The 16,849-nt window shown below is 64.3% G+C and carries 19 protein-coding genes and 1 pseudogene; 7 read left to right on the top strand and 13 right to left on the bottom strand.

Annotation, left to right across the window (positions count from 1 at the left end; all coding sequences use genetic code 11):
• Positions 1 to 92: 92 nt before the first annotated feature.
• From EJ067_RS02700 to EJ067_RS02690, 3 genes are all read left to right on the top strand, one after another.
• Positions 93 to 704, top strand: coding sequence for a hypothetical protein (locus tag EJ067_RS02700; RefSeq protein WP_145965168.1), 612 nt, complete (start codon positions 93 to 95; stop codon positions 702 to 704).
• Between the two features lie 484 nt (positions 705 to 1,188).
• Positions 1,189 to 1,716, top strand: a complete 528-nt coding sequence (locus EJ067_RS02695) for a flavodoxin domain-containing protein (protein WP_126084549.1) — start codon at positions 1,189 to 1,191, stop codon at positions 1,714 to 1,716.
• Positions 1,717 to 1,810: 94 nt separating this feature from the next.
• Entirely contained in the window at positions 1,811 to 2,260 is a 450-nt protein-coding gene (locus EJ067_RS02690; protein WP_126084548.1) for a pyridoxamine 5'-phosphate oxidase family protein, read from the top strand.
• A 116-nt stretch (positions 2,261 to 2,376) separates the two neighbouring features.
• Here EJ067_RS02690 and EJ067_RS02685 read toward each other — a convergent pair whose 3' ends face one another.
• From EJ067_RS02685 to EJ067_RS02665, 5 genes are all read right to left on the bottom strand, one after another.
• A complete protein-coding gene (locus EJ067_RS02685) occupies positions 2,377 to 2,622 on the bottom strand; it encodes a MoaD/ThiS family protein (RefSeq protein ID WP_126084547.1) in 246 nt (81 codons plus the stop codon).
• Complete coding sequence (locus tag EJ067_RS02680; RefSeq protein ID WP_126084546.1) at positions 2,622 to 4,895, bottom strand: xanthine dehydrogenase family protein molybdopterin-binding subunit; 2,274 nt, start codon at positions 4,893 to 4,895, stop codon at positions 2,622 to 2,624. The genes EJ067_RS02685 and EJ067_RS02680 overlap by 1 nt, the downstream gene beginning before the upstream one ends.
• 1 nt (position 4,896) lies before the next feature.
• Positions 4,897 to 5,373, bottom strand: a complete 477-nt coding sequence (locus tag EJ067_RS02675) for a (2Fe-2S)-binding protein (RefSeq protein ID WP_126084545.1) — start codon at positions 5,371 to 5,373, stop codon at positions 4,897 to 4,899.
• Positions 5,373 to 6,233 carry a xanthine dehydrogenase family protein subunit M gene (locus tag EJ067_RS02670; protein ID WP_126084544.1) on the bottom strand — a complete coding sequence of 287 codons (861 nt, stop codon included), beginning with the start codon at positions 6,231 to 6,233 and terminating at the stop codon, positions 5,373 to 5,375. The genes EJ067_RS02675 and EJ067_RS02670 overlap by 1 nt, the downstream gene beginning before the upstream one ends.
• Positions 6,234 to 6,462: 229 nt before the next feature.
• A complete protein-coding gene (locus EJ067_RS02665) occupies positions 6,463 to 7,047 on the bottom strand; it encodes a TetR/AcrR family transcriptional regulator (protein ID WP_126084543.1) in 585 nt (194 codons plus the stop codon).
• Positions 7,048 to 7,130: 83 nt separating this feature from the next.
• Between EJ067_RS02665 and EJ067_RS02660 the strand changes: the two are divergent.
• Both EJ067_RS02660 and EJ067_RS02655 read left to right on the top strand, forming a co-directional pair.
• A pseudogene (locus EJ067_RS02660) lies at positions 7,131 to 7,235 on the top strand (enoyl-CoA hydratase); the annotation flags it as partial.
• A gap of 123 nt (positions 7,236 to 7,358) precedes the next feature.
• Positions 7,359 to 8,027, top strand: a complete 669-nt coding sequence (locus EJ067_RS02655; protein ID WP_210211684.1) for a class I SAM-dependent methyltransferase — start codon at positions 7,359 to 7,361, stop codon at positions 8,025 to 8,027.
• Positions 8,028 to 8,088: 61 nt separating this feature from the next.
• Here the strand turns inward: EJ067_RS02655 and EJ067_RS02650 are convergent, their stop codons facing one another.
• The 7 genes from EJ067_RS02650 to EJ067_RS02620 all read right to left on the bottom strand — a co-directional run bounded on the left by EJ067_RS02650 (position 8,089) and on the right by EJ067_RS02620 (position 13,227).
• Entirely contained in the window at positions 8,089 to 8,403 is a 315-nt protein-coding gene (locus EJ067_RS02650) for a cupredoxin family copper-binding protein (RefSeq protein WP_126084541.1), read from the bottom strand.
• Positions 8,400 to 8,924 (bottom strand): DUF4142 domain-containing protein, encoded by a 525-nt coding sequence (locus EJ067_RS02645; protein ID WP_126084540.1) that lies wholly within the window; start codon positions 8,922 to 8,924, stop codon positions 8,400 to 8,402. The genes EJ067_RS02650 and EJ067_RS02645 overlap by 4 nt, the downstream gene beginning before the upstream one ends.
• 126 nt (positions 8,925 to 9,050) lie before the next feature.
• Positions 9,051 to 9,749, bottom strand: coding sequence for an RNA polymerase sigma factor (locus EJ067_RS02640; protein WP_126084539.1), 699 nt, complete (start codon positions 9,747 to 9,749; stop codon positions 9,051 to 9,053).
• Positions 9,750 to 9,832: 83 nt separating this feature from the next.
• Positions 9,833 to 10,918 carry an HPP family protein gene (locus EJ067_RS02635; RefSeq protein WP_126084538.1) on the bottom strand — a complete coding sequence of 362 codons (1,086 nt, stop codon included), beginning with the start codon at positions 10,916 to 10,918 and terminating at the stop codon, positions 9,833 to 9,835.
• 217 nt (positions 10,919 to 11,135) lie between these two features.
• Positions 11,136 to 11,423 (bottom strand): hypothetical protein, encoded by a 288-nt coding sequence (locus EJ067_RS02630; protein WP_126084537.1) that lies wholly within the window; start codon positions 11,421 to 11,423, stop codon positions 11,136 to 11,138.
• A 203-nt stretch (positions 11,424 to 11,626) separates the two neighbouring features.
• The gene (locus tag EJ067_RS02625) at positions 11,627 to 12,469 is read right to left on the bottom strand and encodes an alpha/beta hydrolase (protein WP_126084536.1); all 843 of its coding nucleotides are present in this window, start codon (positions 12,467 to 12,469) and stop codon (positions 11,627 to 11,629) included.
• A 74-nt stretch (positions 12,470 to 12,543) separates the two neighbouring features.
• Positions 12,544 to 13,227 carry an alpha/beta hydrolase gene (locus EJ067_RS02620; RefSeq protein ID WP_126084535.1) on the bottom strand — a complete coding sequence of 228 codons (684 nt, stop codon included), beginning with the start codon at positions 13,225 to 13,227 and terminating at the stop codon, positions 12,544 to 12,546.
• 172 nt (positions 13,228 to 13,399) lie between these two features.
• Between EJ067_RS02620 and EJ067_RS02615 the strand changes: the two genes are divergently transcribed.
• Positions 13,400 to 14,023: an ABATE domain-containing protein gene (locus EJ067_RS02615; RefSeq protein WP_126089473.1), complete on the top strand. Its 624-nt coding sequence runs from the start codon at positions 13,400 to 13,402 to the stop codon at positions 14,021 to 14,023.
• 27 nt (positions 14,024 to 14,050) lie between these two features.
• Here EJ067_RS02615 and EJ067_RS02610 read toward each other — a convergent pair whose 3' ends face one another.
• Positions 14,051 to 15,223, bottom strand: a complete 1,173-nt coding sequence (locus EJ067_RS02610; RefSeq protein WP_126084534.1) for a cystathionine beta-lyase — start codon at positions 15,221 to 15,223, stop codon at positions 14,051 to 14,053.
• 558 nt (positions 15,224 to 15,781) lie between these two features.
• Here EJ067_RS02610 and EJ067_RS02605 point away from each other — a divergent pair.
• Positions 15,782 to 16,810, top strand: a complete 1,029-nt coding sequence (locus EJ067_RS02605) for an amino acid ABC transporter substrate-binding protein (RefSeq protein ID WP_126084533.1) — start codon at positions 15,782 to 15,784, stop codon at positions 16,808 to 16,810.
• Positions 16,811 to 16,849: the final 39 nt, after the last annotated feature.

The raw sequence follows: 16,849 nt of genomic DNA, 5'->3' as shown, positions 1-16,849 counted from the left end.
CTGCACGAGCGCGATAGAGGCATCATGATTGCTCCTTGACGTGTCCCACGCGATGGGCCGAATGACCTGTTTAGTAGTATCGCGAATCGACTTTGAAAATTTTGGAGATTCCATTGCTTCGCCGCAGTCTTATTGCCCTTGTCGCGGTCGCTCTTACCGCTTGCGTCGCGTCCTCCATCGACCCGCAGAGCAAGGCCTCCATGGGCTTCGTCTACGTGGAGCCTGTGCAGCTGTCGAAAGCCACTGTCTTTGCGCCAAATTCAAGTGAGGCAAATGCGAGTTCCGGGAACGTGCCCGCCACGGTGGCAGAGGCAACTTCTCGTCTCCAAGAGATCGTGGATACGCGCACCAACCTCCGCGAGCTCATCGAGAGTCAGGCGAAGGAAGACCTCATTAGCAAGGGATATCGCCTGACAGATGCGGCATCGACCGCCTCCGCCAGGCTGAAGATCAACGTCTACCACGCATTGAGCGTACCAGTTGGCGATGGCCGAGGGATCGCAATGACCGTCAGCGCTGAGATGGTTCGTTCGTCGGACGGCAAACGGCTAATGTTCGCCGGCGCCAGCCAAATCAAGGATGCCGAAGCGAAGGGCGTTCGCATGGCACCCTATGCCGAATGGTTCACCAATGACGATTTCCTCGTAGAGCAGTACCGCTTGGTAGCTCGGCTCCTTGCTGCTCAGGCTCTGGCGGGCCTATAGGGAAAAACTCGGTGGAGGCGACGTCCAGCACCGGATCTAACCCGCGCGAACGTGCTCAACGGGCATCTTCAACAGCGGCTCGACGCGCTGTCGGGGCCGAAGCAGAAGCCGTTGGAAAAACTGGGGAATCCCGGCTTTGGATAACCCCCGGGTTAAGGCAGGGGATAAGCCCCATAATCCATAAGCCAGAATCCAGAGTCCAAGTTCCAGAGAGAAAGCTGTCGCTTTCTTTTTGAACAAACCGGGAAGCGCCAAGGCAAAAACGGTAGCCCCGCAGCCCCCATGCAGCGATGCGCAAAGAGTCCGCCGGTTCAGTCTTCGTTGCTTGACTACTCCAGCCTCCATGCCGCAGCGAAAATCGGTTCGTGATGCCTGTTCCGTGAGCTATAATGTTGTCGATTGCCGTTGCATCAAGGTACCGGCATGCCGGGCGGGCTCATATTGATCGCCCCATGACTGTCTCATCCGCTGTCGGAGGGGCACCGTGAACGTCCTGATTGTTTTTGGATCGACGGAAGGGCAGACGAAGAAGGTCGCCGAGCGGACGGCAACGCAAATTCGCGCGCGCGGGCACCAGGTCGAGTTGCAGGATAGCGCGGCGCTCGCTCCCGATTTGAAGCTCGGACACTTCGATGCCTTCGTCGTCGCCGCATCGGTCCACCAGGAGCACCACCAGGAAGCCGTCACGAACTTCGTGTTTGCGCATCACGACCAGCTGAGCACCAAGCCCTCGGCCCTCATTTCCGTCAGCCTGTCGGCGGCGCTGGAGGGTCACGAGGCGGACGCTCAAAAGTACGTGGATCGCTTCGTTTCCGTCACGGCGTGGCAACCCCGCATGATCCTGCTTCTCGGCGGCGCCCTGCGCTTCACCAAATACGATTACTTTCAGGAGCAGTTCGTCAAATTCGTAGTCATGAAGAGCGGCGATCCGAACATCGAGCGCGATCACGAATTCACCGACTGGAACGCGCTCGCCGGCTTCGCCGATCGGTTCCTTGAAACGATCGGCTAGACGGGAGGCATCCGGCCGAGCCTGCGTGCGCTTCGCACTTTGGCGGAATGGAGATCAAAAGAATGAGCCTCGCTCTCTCAGCAGGGGGCGTCCCGTGATCGTCAGCGAAATGACCGCCCAGGAATGCAGGTCGCACCTGGCCGAAAGCAGGGTCGGGCGCCTTGGTTGCGTAAGCGACGGGGTGCCGTATGTCGTGCCGGTCAGTTTCGTCTACGAGAACGGCCACATCTACAGCTTCTCCCTCATCGGCCACAAGGTCGAGGCGATGCGGGGACACCCTCAGGTCTGCTTCGAAGTCGATGAGATTCGCAGCCCCCGCGATTGGTGGAGCGTCGTCGCCTTCGGCCGCTACGAAGAGCTCCCCGATGCCGGCCCCCGGCAGGGTGAGCGCGACAAGGCATGGGCGCTGTTGCAGAAAGCGCGCTCCAACTGGTGGGACCCCGGCAGCGAGACACCTCGCTCCGAGGACAACGTGGCCCGTCCGCCCCACCTCTTCTTCCGCATCAACGTCGAGAAGATCACCGGGCGTCGCGGCCTCGTCTGACCACCCGTTCCCTGGAGCTTTGATCGCGCGCTGCGACGCGATCGCGCTTTTCGAGCAAGTCCAGCGCTGGCCGAGCCTTTGGCTGCCAGCTCTGGAATGTGGAGATCGTGATCCGCCTATCCCCCCGCCAATCGCGGCAGCAGAAAAATCTCCGCCCCCGGCGGCAGCTTCTTCGACCACGTATCCCTATAGATCGTCCCGTCGATCGCCACCGCTATGCCGCGATCGATCAGGGGCTCGAAGGCGGGATACTGTTCCGAAAGTTTCCGGAACAGCTCCCTGATGTCCTTGGCTTCGATGTCGAGCTTGCTCTGGCCTCCGGCGGCAGCGCCGAGCGAACCCCAGAGCGTCACTTCGACCATTAGCGCGAGAACCTCTCCCGTTCGGCCTCGAGCGCGGCGAGAATCCGCGGCGGCGACATCGGGATGTGGCTCATGCGCACGCCGACCGCGTTCGACACCGCATTGGCGATCGCCGCCAGCGGCGGCACGATCGAGGTCTCGCCGACGCCGCGCACCCCGTAGGGGTGGTTGGGGTTGGGGATCTCGAGGATCTGCGTGTCGATCATCGGCAGGTCGGAGCATACCGGGATGCGGTAGTCGAGGAAGCCCGGGTTCTGCAGCCGCCCGTCCTTGCCATAGATATACTCCTCGTTGAGCGCCCAGCCGATGCCTTGCGCGGCACCGCCCTGGTACTGGCCCTCGACATAGGTCGGGTGCACCGCCTTGCCGGCGTCCTGCACCACCGTGTAGCGGATCACCCTGGTCGAGCCGGTCTCGGGGTCGACCTCGATGTCGCAGATATGGGTGGCGAAGGACACGCCCGCGCCGTCGGCGACGAGCTCGCTGTGGCCGGCGATCGGCCCGCCCGTCTTGCCGGACTGCGCCGCGATCTCCTTCAGTGACAGTTTGCCGAGATTGCCGTGCTTCTCGCCCTTGGCGACCGCATGGCCCTTTTCCCACACAACGTCATCGACCGAGATGTCCCACATCTGCGCGGCCCGTTCGCGCAGGATCTTGATCGCGTTGCGGGCGGCCGAGATGGTGGCCATCGAGGAGGAGAAGGTGCCGCGGCTGCCGTCGGTCATGTCGTTGTAACCGAGGGAAGAGGTGTCGGCGACGATCGCCTTGACATGGGCATAGTCGATGCCGAGCTCCTCCGCCGCCACCAGCGACAGCGACGCGCGGGACCCGCCCACATCCACCGTGCCGACGGCCAAAGAGACCGAGCCGTCCATGCCGATGTTGAGATCGGTGCAGGTCTGGCCGCCGAAATTGAACCAGAAGCCGCAGGCCATGCCGCGCCCCTGGTTCGTGCCCAGCGGCGCCTTCATGTGCGGATGGTTCTTCACCGCTTCCAGCGTCGGGCCGATGCCGATCGGGCCGTAGACCGGGCCGTAGGAAGCGCGCGTGCCTTCCTGAGCGGCGTTCTTGATGCGGAAGTCGACCGGGTCGATGCCGATCTCCTTGGCGAGCTCGTCGACCGCGCTTTCCACCGCGAAGGCCGCCATGGGTGCGGAGGGCGCGCGATAGGCCGCGGTCTTTGGCCGGTTGACCAGCACCTCATAGCCGACGGTCTTGACGTTCTCCAGTCTGTAGCAGGCGAAGGCCGTCATGGCGCCGATCTCGGCCCACATGCCGGCATAGGGGCCGCAGCTATAGCGCAGCGTCGCTTCCGCCGCGGTGATGGTGCCGTCCTTTTTGGCGCCGATCTTGACGTCGATCGATGTGGCGCTGGTCGGGCCGGAGGCACGGAACACCTCGTCGCGGGTCATCACCAGCTTCACCGGCCGTCCAGCCTTGCGCGACAGCGCGAGCGCGACGGGTTCGGCCCAGACATGGGTCTTGCCGCCGAAACCGCCGCCGATCTCGGAGGAGGTGACGCGCAGCTTCGAGGCTTCCAGCCCAAGCAGTTGCGCGCAGTGCTGGCGGTAGACGAAATGCCCTTGCGTGCAGACCCACAGGTCCGCCGTGCCGTCGGGGTTGACGCTGGCCACGCAGGCATGCGGCTCGATATAGCCCTGGTGCGTCTGCTCGGTCTTGAAGGAGCGCTCGATGATCATGTCGGCCTGGGCGAAACCCTGATGGACGTCGCCATGGCCGTATTGCGTGCGCTTGCAGACGTTGGAGGGCTTGACCGGCTTTTCCTCGAGGCCCTCGGTGAAGATGGCGTCGTTGATCAGCGGTGCCGAGTGCTTCATCGCCTCGTCGACATCGGTCACATGCGGCAGCACCTCGTAGTCGACCTCAATCAGCTTCAGCGCCTGCCTGGCGGTGCGGGCGTCGATCGCCGCGACCGCGGCCACCGCGTGGCCGTCATAGAGCGCCTTGGTGCGCGCCATGCAGTTGTCGAGGATGTCAAACATCGCGGCATCGCCGTCGGTCAGGTCCGGCAGGTCGGCCGCGGTGATCACCGCCTTCACGCCGGCGAGCTTTTCAGCCTTCGAGGTGTCGATCTTCCTGATGACGGCGTGCGCATGCGGGCTTCTGAGAACGCGCCCGACCAGCTGTCCGGCCATGTTGAAGTCGGCGCCGTAGCGCGCGCGGCCCGTCACCTTGTCGACGCCGTCGGGGCGGATGGGGCGCGTGCCGACGGAAGAGAAATTGCGTCCGGAATAGCGCGGATCGAAATTCATCTCAGGCTCCCTTCATCACGTTTGCCGCGTCCTGGACGGCGCGCACGATCTTGTCGTAGCCGGTGCAGCGGCAGAGGTTGCCGGCCAGCCCGAAGCGGATTTCCTCCTCGGTGGGCGAGGGGTTCTTCGCCAGAAGGTCCTTGGCCGCGATCAGGAAGCCCGGCGTGCAGATGCCGCATTGCAGGGCGGCATGCTCCAGGAACTTCTGCTGCAGCGGATGCAATTGATCGCCATGCGCCATGCCCTCGATGGTCTCGATCTGGCGGCCTTCGGCCTCCGCGCCCAGCACCAGGCAGGAGCACACCAGCCGGTCGTCGACGATGACGCTGCAGGCGCCGCAGTCGCCGGTTCCGCAGCCTTCCTTGGCGCCGGTCAGCCCCAGCCGGTCGCGCAGCACGTCGAGCAGCGTCTCGTCAGGCTGGCAGAGATACTCGACGTGATCGCCGTTGATTGTCGTTGAAACCGCTACACCGGCCATCACTTGCCTCCTGCACGTTCATAAGCGATTGCTGCGACCCGTCTGGCCAGCACGCCCGCGACTTTCCGTCTGAATTCGATGGTACCCCGCTTGTCGTCGATGGGACGGCAGGCGCCGGCGCAGATTTTTGCCAGCCGCTCAAGCGTGCCTTCATCGAGCTTCGAGCCAATGAGGACTTGGGCAGCTTCCTCGACCAGCAGCACCGTGGGCGCGGCGGCGCCCAGCGCCACGCGGGCCGCCTTGACGACGCCTTTGTCATCGAGCGTCAGGTCCACGCCGGCGCTCACCACGGCGATGTCCATCTCGGTGCGCGGGATGAAGCGCTGATAGGCATCGCCCGCATGCGGCGGGCGCTTGTCGAGCAGGATCGCCTCGATGATCTCGCCCTTGGCCAAAGAGGTCCGGCCAGGCCCGGTCGGCACGCTCTCGACAGGAATGGTGCGCTTGCCGGATGGCCCGGCGACAACCGCCTTGGCGCCGGCGGCCACCAGCGCCGGCACGCTGTCGGCGGCGGGGGAGGCGTTGCAGAGATTGCCGACGATGGTGCAGCGTCCCTGCACCTGCTTGGAGCCGATCAGCTTGGCCGCCTCGACGACGCCGGGCCACGCCTTCTTCAGCGCCGCGTTCTCGCCCAATACGGCGCAGGGGACTGCCGCACCTATCCTGAAGCCGTCGGCCGTTTCCGTGATTTCGCCTAGGCCCTCGATCGCCTTGATGTCGACAATCAGCTCGGGCTCGACAAAGCCGCCCTTCATCCTGACCAGGAGATCGCTGCCTCCGGCAAGAATGGCTGCCGGGCCGGCCGCGCCGGCCAGCAGGCCCACGGCATCTTCCATTGATTGCGGACGTATGTAGCGCATCGTCTCCCCTTGGCTAAGTCGGAAATCTCGGCGACCGTTATAAAGGGTCTCCTTATAATGACCATCCGCTTCCTGCATTGCACCATCCAAGTCAGGCGGACTGGCCCTAATCCTTTCCAGGTTTTTTGGTCCAGGGCGTCAGAGCTGCCCGTTGGCGACGAACCCGGCCAAGCCTCCAACATGGCATCTGGCGCGCGAGGGACGCTGCCGCGCTCCGCCGGTTCGAAGTCTACGCCGGCGCTGCCATCCGCGCCCGCACCAGCGTCGCGGCGGCGTGGCCGGCGGCGGTGATGTAGTCGGGATCGTGATGGATCAGCATGCTGGAAAAGGCGCCGTCCATCAGAAGCACGATCTCGCGCGCCAGCATCTTCGGCTCGCGCACGCCATGGCTTGAAAGCTCGCCCGCCAGCCATTTCTCGAAATTGCTCTTGTGGCGCGAGCCGGCCTTGACCGCCGGATGTCCAGGCATCGCGGCGAGTTCGGCAGCCGTGCGCAGAAAGCCGCAGCCTTTCCATTTGACGTGCCGCGCCACGCGCGCCAGATGGGTGAAGATCGCCGTGACCTTTTTGTCCGCGCCGCCTTCCGCAGCCTCGAACCAGTCGGCCATCTGCTTGAGGTTCGGCTGGTCGCGGCTGTCGAGATAGGCCGTGATCAGCTCGTCCTTGCTCTTGAAGTGGTAGTAGAGCGTGCGCTTGGTAAGCCCCGCCTTCTCCGCCACGGCATCGACGCTGACCCGGCCGATGCCTTCGGCATAGAACAGCTTCGCCGCCGCGTCGACAAGGCGCTTCCTGGTGTGATTGACCTTTTCGTTCACCCGTCAAGTATACCGACTGGTGAATATACAGACAAGCCGAAAGCTGATCCCTTGCGGCCGTTCACGCCGGAAAGGAATAGATGATGACCGAGCTTGTGCCGTGGGAGATCCGCGACCGCGTCGCGGTGCTGACCCTCAACCGCTCCGAAAAACTCAACGCCTTGACCTATGCCCTGATCGACCGCATGCCTGACGGCGCTTGCCTGGGGCGTCGCGCAGCCTAGTTACGTGGGATTGGAGGACACGATATGGAAGGGTTCAGGCCTGAAGACAGCTTTCGCGGCGACGTCGCAAGGCGCTACGACGACGAGTTGCGCGGCGATGAAGAGGAGACGGTTCAATTCCTGAAACAGATCGCGGCCGGACGGGATTGCCTGGAGCTTGCGATCGGCACCGGTCGAATTGCATTGCCGCTGTCGGCGACCGGCCTGCGCGTCGATGGCATCGAACTTTCGCCCGACATGATCGAAGTGCTGAGGGCCAAACCGGGCGGATCGGAGGTCGGCGTCGTCAATGGCGACATGACCGCGGCTGATATGGGTCGCCGGTACGGGCTAGTCTATCTGGTGTTCAATTCCATCGGCAACGTGATTACCCAGGATGGCCAGGTCAAATGCTTCGAGAATGCGGCCCGGCACCTCGATGAAGGTGGCGTTTTCCTGCTCGAATGCCGGATTCCCACCGCGCCGAAGCAGGCCGACAACGGGTTCGTCGAAGTCTCTCACCCTGGAACCGCATCGGTCCACATCACCGCGTGCCGGTATGATCCGATCAGTCAGGTGCTGGACCTGTCGCATATCGATATCGGCAACGACATGGTCCGCATGGTTCCGCTCAGGCTCAGGCTGGCGCACCCGCCCGAGTTTGACCTGATGGCGCGATGCGCCGGCCTGGTGCTCGAGCAGCGATATGGTGGCTGGAACCGCGAACCGTTCGATGCCCGCAGTTGGCGCCACATCAGCATCTATCGGAAAAGATAGCGAACGCCGCACCTGGCATTAGCGCGGAGAAGCCGGTGGCGTGCGCCGCCGGCTTCGAAAGTCAGGGCGCGACCTCCACATGACCCTTCATGTTGGGGTGAAAGCGGCAGAAATAGTCGACCGCTCGCGCTTGCCCGAGCGTGATCCTGCCCTTCGATTTCGGCGGGATCATCACCTCCCAGCCACCCTTCACCGTCGCGGTGTGGACGAACGCATCCTTGTTCGTCCACTCGATCGTGTCGCCGACCTTTGCTTCGACGCTCGCCGGCGAGAAGACCAGCTTGTCGATCGTCACCTCGATCGTGGCGGCGAGCGCCGGCGAAGCGATGAGCGCCAGCGCCAGCGAGCTGAGCAGCGATAACGCGCTCGCCCTCATTTCAGCGCGCCGGCGACATGTTCGGCATGCTGCTCATGGCCCTGGAAGATCTTCAGCCCTGTCTCCAGCAGGCTCTTCAGCTCGGCATTGCTGGCCGAGGGGATGAGCAGCGTCTCGAGCGCGCCGTTGACCTGTTTGTGATAGGCCACCTCGTTCTCGATATAGGCCTTGTCGAAGGCGGCGCCCTTGAGCTTCGCCAGCTTGGCGCGCTCCTCCTTCGCGGCCTTCGCCAGCGCCTGGCTGGTGGCATTGTCTTCGGGCTTGACGTTCAGCTTCTTCACTAGGGCGAGCGCCTGGCTGTTCACCGCCTCATGGTCGCGCTCCATGTCCTTGGCGAAGTCGACGACCTCCTTGGTCTTGGACGTCTTGATCGCCAGCTTGGCCGCCTCGATGTCGAGCGTGCCGGCCATGTAGGCGATATGGGCGATCTGCGGATCGGTGGGCTTTTCGGCGGCGCCGGCCAGCGGCGCGGCGCTGACAAGGAGGAAAGCGGCGAGGGCGGCGGTCTGTCGGATAAACATGGCATCTCCTTCGCCCGGCGCAAGGCGTCGGGCTTGTCTGGGTTGACGGCCATTGGATGCCGGAAGGGGCGAAAGGTTCCGGGAAAGCGTGACGCTGGGGAGCCGGGCACTGGTCCCGTCGACCTATCAGCCCTCGAACCCCAGCCTCTTCATCACCGCTTGCGTCAACCTTTCACACCGGCGCCCGGCGAAAGGAAAGGCGTCGAGCAGCACCGGGCCGATCTCGTCGTCCAGCGCCTTGCGCACCAGCGCGCGTGCCCGGTGCAGCCTGGTCTTCACGGTTTGCGGCCTGACGTCGAGCAGGTCGGCGGTCTCCTCGATGCTCAGGCCCTCGATGACGCGGGCGACGAACACGGTGCGATAGACATCGGGAAGGCTGTCGGTCGCCCGTTCGACAAGCGCCAGGATCTGTCGCTGCGCCATCGTCCGCTCCGGATCGTCGCCAGGGTTCAAGTCGCTTGGGGTCAGGGGAAACCGGATGATCTCAGCCTGCGGGTTTCCGGGCATCGCCGCCATGCGCTTTTTCTTGCGCAGCCGGCCGAGCGCCTCGTTGATGACGATCCGCGACAGCCAGGTGGCCAAGGAGGCATCGCCGCGAAAGGCGTCGAGGCTGGCGAACGCCCGCATATAGGCCTCCTGTACGACGTCCTCGGCCTCGGTGTCGTTGCGCACCACGCCGCGCGCGATGCGGTAGAGCCGCTGGTTGTGCGTCTTGATGATTGCGCGGAAGGCGCCCGCTTCCCGGGCGACCGCGCGGCGCACCAGCGCCATGTCGCTGGCCTCCGCCGCCGAAATCGCGGCGGCCTGCAGTGCGGACTTTCTCATCGCGTCCCGATCTCCCGACAAGTTGCATCCGGCAATTGGATGCGCCCACCGGCAAAAGGTTCCCGGGTTTTCGGCCGCTGACCCTATGCTACAGCTTTCAACTGCGGGCTGTCTGCAGTCTGAACGCGCGCCGCCGCCGCGAGGAGATCGGTCTGGGTGATGAGGCCGAGGATGTGCCGCTCGGCATCAACAATCACCACCGCGTGGCTGCGGCCGTCGGTCAGCACCGGCAGCAGGCTCATCGCCGGCGTCTCGGGCGAGGCCGTGCCGGCCTTCGACATCACGTCCTTCACCGTGTCGGTCGCTCCCGTCAGCTCGCGCAGGCCGACCGCGCCGACCAGCTTCGCCTCGGCGTCAACCACCGGCAAGGTGCGGATGTTGTGGTCGAGCAGCTGCTTGCTCGCCTCCTTGGCGGTGGCGTGCTCGGGCACCGAGATCACGTCGCGGGACATGATGTCCTGGCAAAGCAGCGTGCGCTGTGCGCGCACCATCGCCTGCAGTTCGACCTGGCGCAGCAGTCTCTCGATGTCGTCGCGGTCGATGTCGAAGGTCTCGTCGAGCGCCGCAAGCGCGGCATCGACATCCTCGGGCCGGAAGCCAACCCGCTCCGCCGGCGGCCGGTCGGCGGTGCCGTGGCTGTTGGCCACGGGCACATGCACGTGCGGATAGTTGCGGCGCGACAGCTTGTGGAACAGGAAGCCGAGCGTGACCAGTATGATCGAGTTCAGCGCCACCGGCACGAACGGAAAGAGGAAGCCGGCGCTGACCACGGCCGGTCCGCCGAGCACGCCGGTGAGCGCGGCGGCACCGCCCGGCGGATGCAGCGAGCGCGTGAACGACATGGCGGCGATCGCGAGCGCCACCGCTAGCCCGGAGGCGATCACCGGGCTGTGCACGTAATGCGCCACCGTCACGCCGACCAGCGCCGAGATGGTGTTGCCGCCGATGATCGACCAGGGCTGCGCCAGCGGGCTCGACGGCACGGCAAAGAGCAGCACCGCCGACGCGCCCATCGGCGCCACCAGCAGCGCCACATGCGGGCCGCTGCCCATGGCGAGCCCGCTGATCACCCCGGTCAGCGCGATGCCGATGGTGGCGCCGATGCAGGCGGCGAGCCGCTCGCGCAGCGTCGCGCCGGCAAGGATCGGAACGAAGAGACGGAACGCCATGGCAAGTCCTGGAACCTGTGCGAATTTGCGGTGCCCGCAATGCCGCCGAAGCGGCCGATTTGGAAGCCAAACCAATCCGTCTATTCGCGGTTGAAGAGAATATTATTGCGCGTCGCCGTCCGGCGGAATGCCGCCAACGGCCTTCGCTTCGTCAATCGCGCCAATGCTTGCGGCCGTTCGCGGATCTAGGTTCCGCGGCCCGTTATCCGCGACCCGCTTATTTCGCTTGCTTTGCCTGGACGGTGAAACCCAGCTTGCCGAGCACCTTGACGGCTCCGGTCCTGCCGCCCTCGAAGTCGCTCGAACCGAGCCGCTCGCTCGTAGCGAACTCATAGGCCGTGCCGAGGATCGCTTTCGGCGGGTAGAGGCGGTTGTCCGCGACCAGCTCGTAGGTCGTGGTTGGCGCAAAGCCGTGCTCGGCGAAGAAGCGCTCGGGCCCCAGCCGGTCATTTTCTTCCATCGCGCGCAGAACGTGGGCGCGGGTCACCCTGTCCCAGTCAATCATGTGTGCAGCCTCAAGGGTTCGATCGTCGCATTTCAGATAGATTTCGCTTCGCCGCCGTCCATGCGTACAGTCAGCACCACCGAACTCTTTGCCGCCTCCACGCCATCGGCCGTGCCGCAGCATGGCCGATGCCGTGGCTGGCGCCGGTGACGATGGCGACGGATTTCGCCATGGGCGTTTCTCCTTGATTCTTCGAGGCGGGATCAGCGCAGGAAGTCGTCGATTGCCGCCGCGATTTCCTTGGCATGCGTCTCCAGCGCAAAATGGCCGGTGTCGAAGAAGCGCACGACCGCCTCGGGGATGTCGCGCTTGAACGCCTCGGCACCTGGCGGCAGGAAGAATGGATCGTTCCTGCCCCAGGCCGCCAGGAAGGGCGGCTTGTGGGTGCGGAAATAGGCCTGGAAGGCAGGATAGAGCGCGATGTTGCTCTTGTAGTCGCCGAAGAGGTCCAACTGCACCTCATGCGCGCCCGGCCGGGTGAGATAGAAATTGTCGAGCGAATAGCCGTCGGGAGAGACCGCGTTCTCCGGGGCGCCATGCGTGTACTGCCAAGCGGTCGTCTCGGGCTTCAGGAAGCCGCGCAGCGCCTCGCGATTGGCCGGCGAGGGTTCCTGCCAATAGGCGCGGATCGGATTCCAGCCGTCGCTCAGGCCTTCCTCATAGGCGTTTCCGTTCTGCGAGATGATCGCGGCGATGCGTTCGGGATGCTTCAGCGCCAGACGGAACCCGGTCGGCGCGCCATAGTCGAAGACATAGAGGGCATAGCGATCAAAGCCTGCCACCTCGGTGAAACGGTCGATGATGTCGGCGATATGATCGAATGTGTAGGTGAATGCGCGGGCTTCAGGCATGTCCGAGCGGCCGAAGCCCGGGAGGTCCGGCGCGACGATGTGGAAACGGTCGGCAAGCAGGGGAATGAGATCCCGGAACATATGGCTGGAGCTTGGGAAGCCGTGCAGCAAAAGCAGTTTTGGCGCGCCGGGCTTGCCCGCCTCGCGGTAGAAGATGCTGAAGCCGTCGACATCGGCCGTGCGGTAGGCAGTCATCTTTCTCTCCTTGTCTATAACCGAAATATTGGCGAGTGAAGGGTTATTCTCGGGTGCCGGACTGACCGGCGACGCTATGCCCGCTCGGCCTCGAGGATGATCTCGACGACCGCATCCGGCGCGGTGACCATCGGCGTGTGATCCAGCGGCAGCGAGCGCGCCCGGGCCTTCATTCTCGCTGCCATGAAATGCTGCGTTTCGGCGGCGATCATGCGGTCCTGTTCGGCGATCAAGAACCACGCCGGCCGGTCCCGCCACAACGGTCGCTCCACGGCGACCGTAATGCAGGCCGGGGAAATGGGCCGCTGCACGGCCTGAAGCACTGCCAGTTCCTGCGCCGAGGCATTCTGGGCGAAGGCAGCCGCGAAAGCCTCGTCGGGCAGGTAGATCAAGCCATGCTCGTCGGGGCCGAGCTTGGGCGCCTCGGCATGCGGTTCGGCGCGGTAGAAGACGTCCGCCACCGTCTCGCCCTCGTCAGGCGCCAGTGCGGCCACATAGACCAGCGCCTTCACCTTCTCGCTGCGGGTCGCGCCGATCACCGCGCCGGCATAGGCGTGGCCGGCCAGCACGATTGGCCCCTCGACCCGCTCCAGCGCCCGATCGAGCGCCGCGACGTCGTCGTCGAATGACGTCAGCGGCAGCGGCGCCGCCACCACCTTGAGGCCTTGCGCGGCCAGCGGCGCGACGACCTTGGCCCAGCTCGATCCGTCAGCCCAGGCGCCATGGACCAGCACGATACTTACGCCTTTCGATGACATTGCCGCTTCCTTCCGTATCGGGGTCGCTTGGTCGATAACCTCATTATCCGATACAGAACGGTTACGATTGAAGAAGGTAACTTGTCAACCGTATTTAAACCGGTTATCACAGACTCGTGTTCATGGATTGATGCCCCGCGGCGGACTGCTGCCACGTCGGATTGGAGTTGCGATGGACCGCTCACCTGCGCTTTTCGTCGGCGACGCGCTTGGCCTGGATTTCCTCAATTCGATTGCGGCGCCCGTCGAAACGCCTGTCGACTGGTTGGACGGCGGCGAGGGCTTGCTGGACTGGCTGCGGCAGGCGCGGCTCGTGCCGGCCGAGGTGCTGGAAACTGTCCGAAGAAACGCGCTGCCGGGGGAACTCGACAAGGTCGCCGATCAGGCAAGGCATCTCAGGGAATGGTTCAGAGGCTTTGTCCGCGAGCACAAGGGGCGGGCTCTGGCTGCGGCGGACCTGGCGGAATTGGAGCCGCTCAATCGCTTGCTCGAGCGCGATGAGACGTCGAGCCGGATCACCGCGGTGCACGGTGGCAAAGCCGTGCCATTTGCGCTTCAGCCGGTTCGCAGGTGGCGGACGCCGGCGTCCCTCTTGCTGCCGGTCGGGGAAGCTCTGGCCGAGCTTGTCTGCACCGAGGACTTCTCGCATGTGAAGGCCTGCGAAGGTCCGGCCTGCACGCTGCTCTTTGTCGACCATACGCGCGGGCACAGGCGCCGCTGGTGCAGCATGGCGCTATGCGGCAACCGGGCAAAGCAGGCTGCCCACCGGCATCGCCTGAAGGAACATCATCATTAGGCAGGTCGTCCCCGCCGGTTCGGGCCGTTACTCGGCGGCCGCTGCCGCTTCGAGCCCGCGCAAAATGTCGGCCTTGAGGTCCTCGACATCTTCCAGCCCGATCTGCAGGCGGATCAGCGGCCCTTGATAGGAACCCTTGGCGATGGTGCGGTCGCCGAGGAAGACCGGCACGGCAAGGCTCTCATAGCCGCCCCAGGAATAGCCGAGGCCGAAGATCGTCAGCGCGTCGAGGAAGGCGTGCTGCTCCTTCTGCCCGCCGCCCTTGAGAACGATCGAGAAGACACCGCTCGAGCCGCAGAAGTCGCGCTTCCACAGCTGATGGTCGGGGTGGCTTTCCAGCGCCGGATGCAGCACCTGCGCCACGCCCGGCTGCTCCTCCAGCCAGCGCGCGATTTCAAGCGCGCTCTTCTGGTGATGCTCGAGCCTGACCCCCATGGTGCGCAGGCCGCGCAGCACCTGGTAGACATCGTCCGGCCCGGAACAGCAGCCCAGCGTGCAGAACCCTTCATAGAGCCGCTTCCAATGCGCTTCATTGGCCGAGACCGTGCCGAGCAGCACATCGGAGTGGCCGGCCGGATATTTCGTCGCCGCATGGATCGAGATGTCGACGCCGTGGTCGAGCGGCTTGAAGTAGAGCGGCGTCGCCCAGGTGTTGTCCATCATGACAATGGCGCCCGCGGCATGCGCCGCCTTCACGATGGCGGGGATGTCCTGCACCTCATAGGTGTTCGATCCCGGCGATTCGGTGAACACCACCTTTGTGTTGGGCTTGATCAGCGAGGCGATGCCGGCGCCGATGCGGGGGTCGTAATATTCGATGTCGACGCCGAGGCGCTTCAGCATCGTGTCGGCGAAATTCCGCGTCGGGTGATAGACGGAATCGACGATCAGCAGATGGTCGCCGGCCGAGACGAAGGTAAGCAGGGGAATCGTCACCGCAGCCAGGCCGGACGGCACGGCGATTGTGCCGGCCGAGCCTTCGAGTGCGTCGACGGCGAGCGTGAGCGCATCCATCGTCGGCGTACCGCGCGTTCCGTAGGTGTATTTCTGGCTGCGCGAGGCCATCGAGGCGGCGTCGGGATAGAGCACCGTCGAGCCATGCACCACCGGCGGATTGACGAAACCGAAATAGTCGCGCGGGTTGTTGCCGGAATGGGCAAGCTGCGTGTTGATGCCGATCTTGCTGCCGTCTGTCGCCATGGTTCGTCGCTCGTCGAAATGTGTCAGGAGCCCAGCCATAGAGCGGTGGACCTGGCCGCGCAACCGCTTCGAATCCGCCAAGCGGCGGTGTTTGGATGGGCCAAATAAGAGGATTGCCGCCCTTATCGTTTGCGCGCCCGTTGGCGCTTCCGGCGGATATCTGCCGAACGCAGCCGGTGCGCCTTGCCCCGCCATGAATCGCGCCAGTCCTTCCATTGCCGTCGACAATAGTAATGGCTGGGAATTCTCGTAATGTTCAAAATTTCCGGGGGCCGGGACTTGCCGGTTCCGGTTGCAGCTCTTGACCAATTCGCGGGCGCTTTTGTCTGCAATTCAGGCATTTGCGGCAATCGGTTTTCAAACCCGTCGCAATTCGGTCATTTCCCTTGACCTCACAGGAATAATCGCCTTCGATGCGTTTCGTGAATGGGAGGCAGCGCATCGGCTAACGATGCGGGTCCGGGAGCGGACCCAAATGGGAGCTGCATTCACACACGGAAAAAGATCAGGGCTGCCTGGGAAGCAGGGGCGCCTGTAACAGAAAAGGGTCTGTGGGTCATGAAACATATTGCATTGGGTATCCTTGGCGCCGCCGCGCTCGGGTTCACGGCGTCAGCCGCTACGGCCGGCACGCTCGATACCGTGAAGCAGAAGGGCTTCATCCAGTGCGGCGTCTCGACCGGCCTTGCCGGCTTCTCGGCGCCGGACGACAAGGGCGACTGGAAGGGCATCGATGCGGATTTCTGCCGCGCCGTCGCGGCCGCCGTCTTCGGTGACGGCTCCAAGGTCAAGTTCACGCCGCTCAGCGCCAAGGAGCGGTTCACCGCCCTGCAGTCGGGCGAGATCGACATCCTGTCGCGCAACACCACCTGGACGAGCAACCGCGACAGCGCGCTCGGCCTGGATTTCGTCGGCGTCACCTACTATGACGGCCAGGGCTTCATGATCAACGCCAAGAAGCTGCCGGGCGTGAACTCGGCGCTGCAGCTTTCGGGCGCCGCCGTCTGCGTGCAGAGCGGCACCACGACGGAGCTCAACCTCGCCGACTACTTCAAGAAGAACAAGATGGAGTACAATCCCGTCGTGTTCGAGAAGCTGGACGAGGTCAACGCTGCCTACGATTCCGGCCGCTGCGACGCCTACACCACCGACCAGTCCGGCCTGTATGGCATCCGCCTGACGCTCTCCTCGCCCGCCGACCACGTGGTGCTGCCCGAGATCATTTCCAAGGAGCCGCTCGGCCCGGCCGTGCGCCAGGGCGACGACCAGTGGGCCCATATCGCGCGGTGGACGTATTTCGCGCTGCTGAACGCCGAGGAAGCCGGCATCACGCAGGCCAATGTCGACGAGATGAAGTCGTCGACCGACCCGAACATCCAGCGTCTGCTCGGCACCGAGCCCGATGGCAAGTACGGCGCCGATCTCGGCCTCTCCAACGACTGGGTCGTCAACGTCATCAAGGCTGTCGGCAACTACGGTGAAATGTTCGAGCGCAATGTCGGCTCGGGCAGCCCGCTCAAGATCGCGCGCGGCATCAACGCGCTGTGGACCAAGGGCGGCCTGCAATATGGTCCGCCGGTTCGCTGATCGAAACGTGATCCGGGGGGCAGACAGTCTGCCTCCCGG

Source organism: Mesorhizobium sp. M1D.F.Ca.ET.043.01.1.1 (assembly GCF_003952385.1).
Lineage (GTDB): Bacteria > Pseudomonadota > Alphaproteobacteria > Rhizobiales > Rhizobiaceae > Mesorhizobium.
Note: the sequence above shows the minus strand (reverse complement) of the source record. Positions and strands in the feature narration are given on the sequence as shown.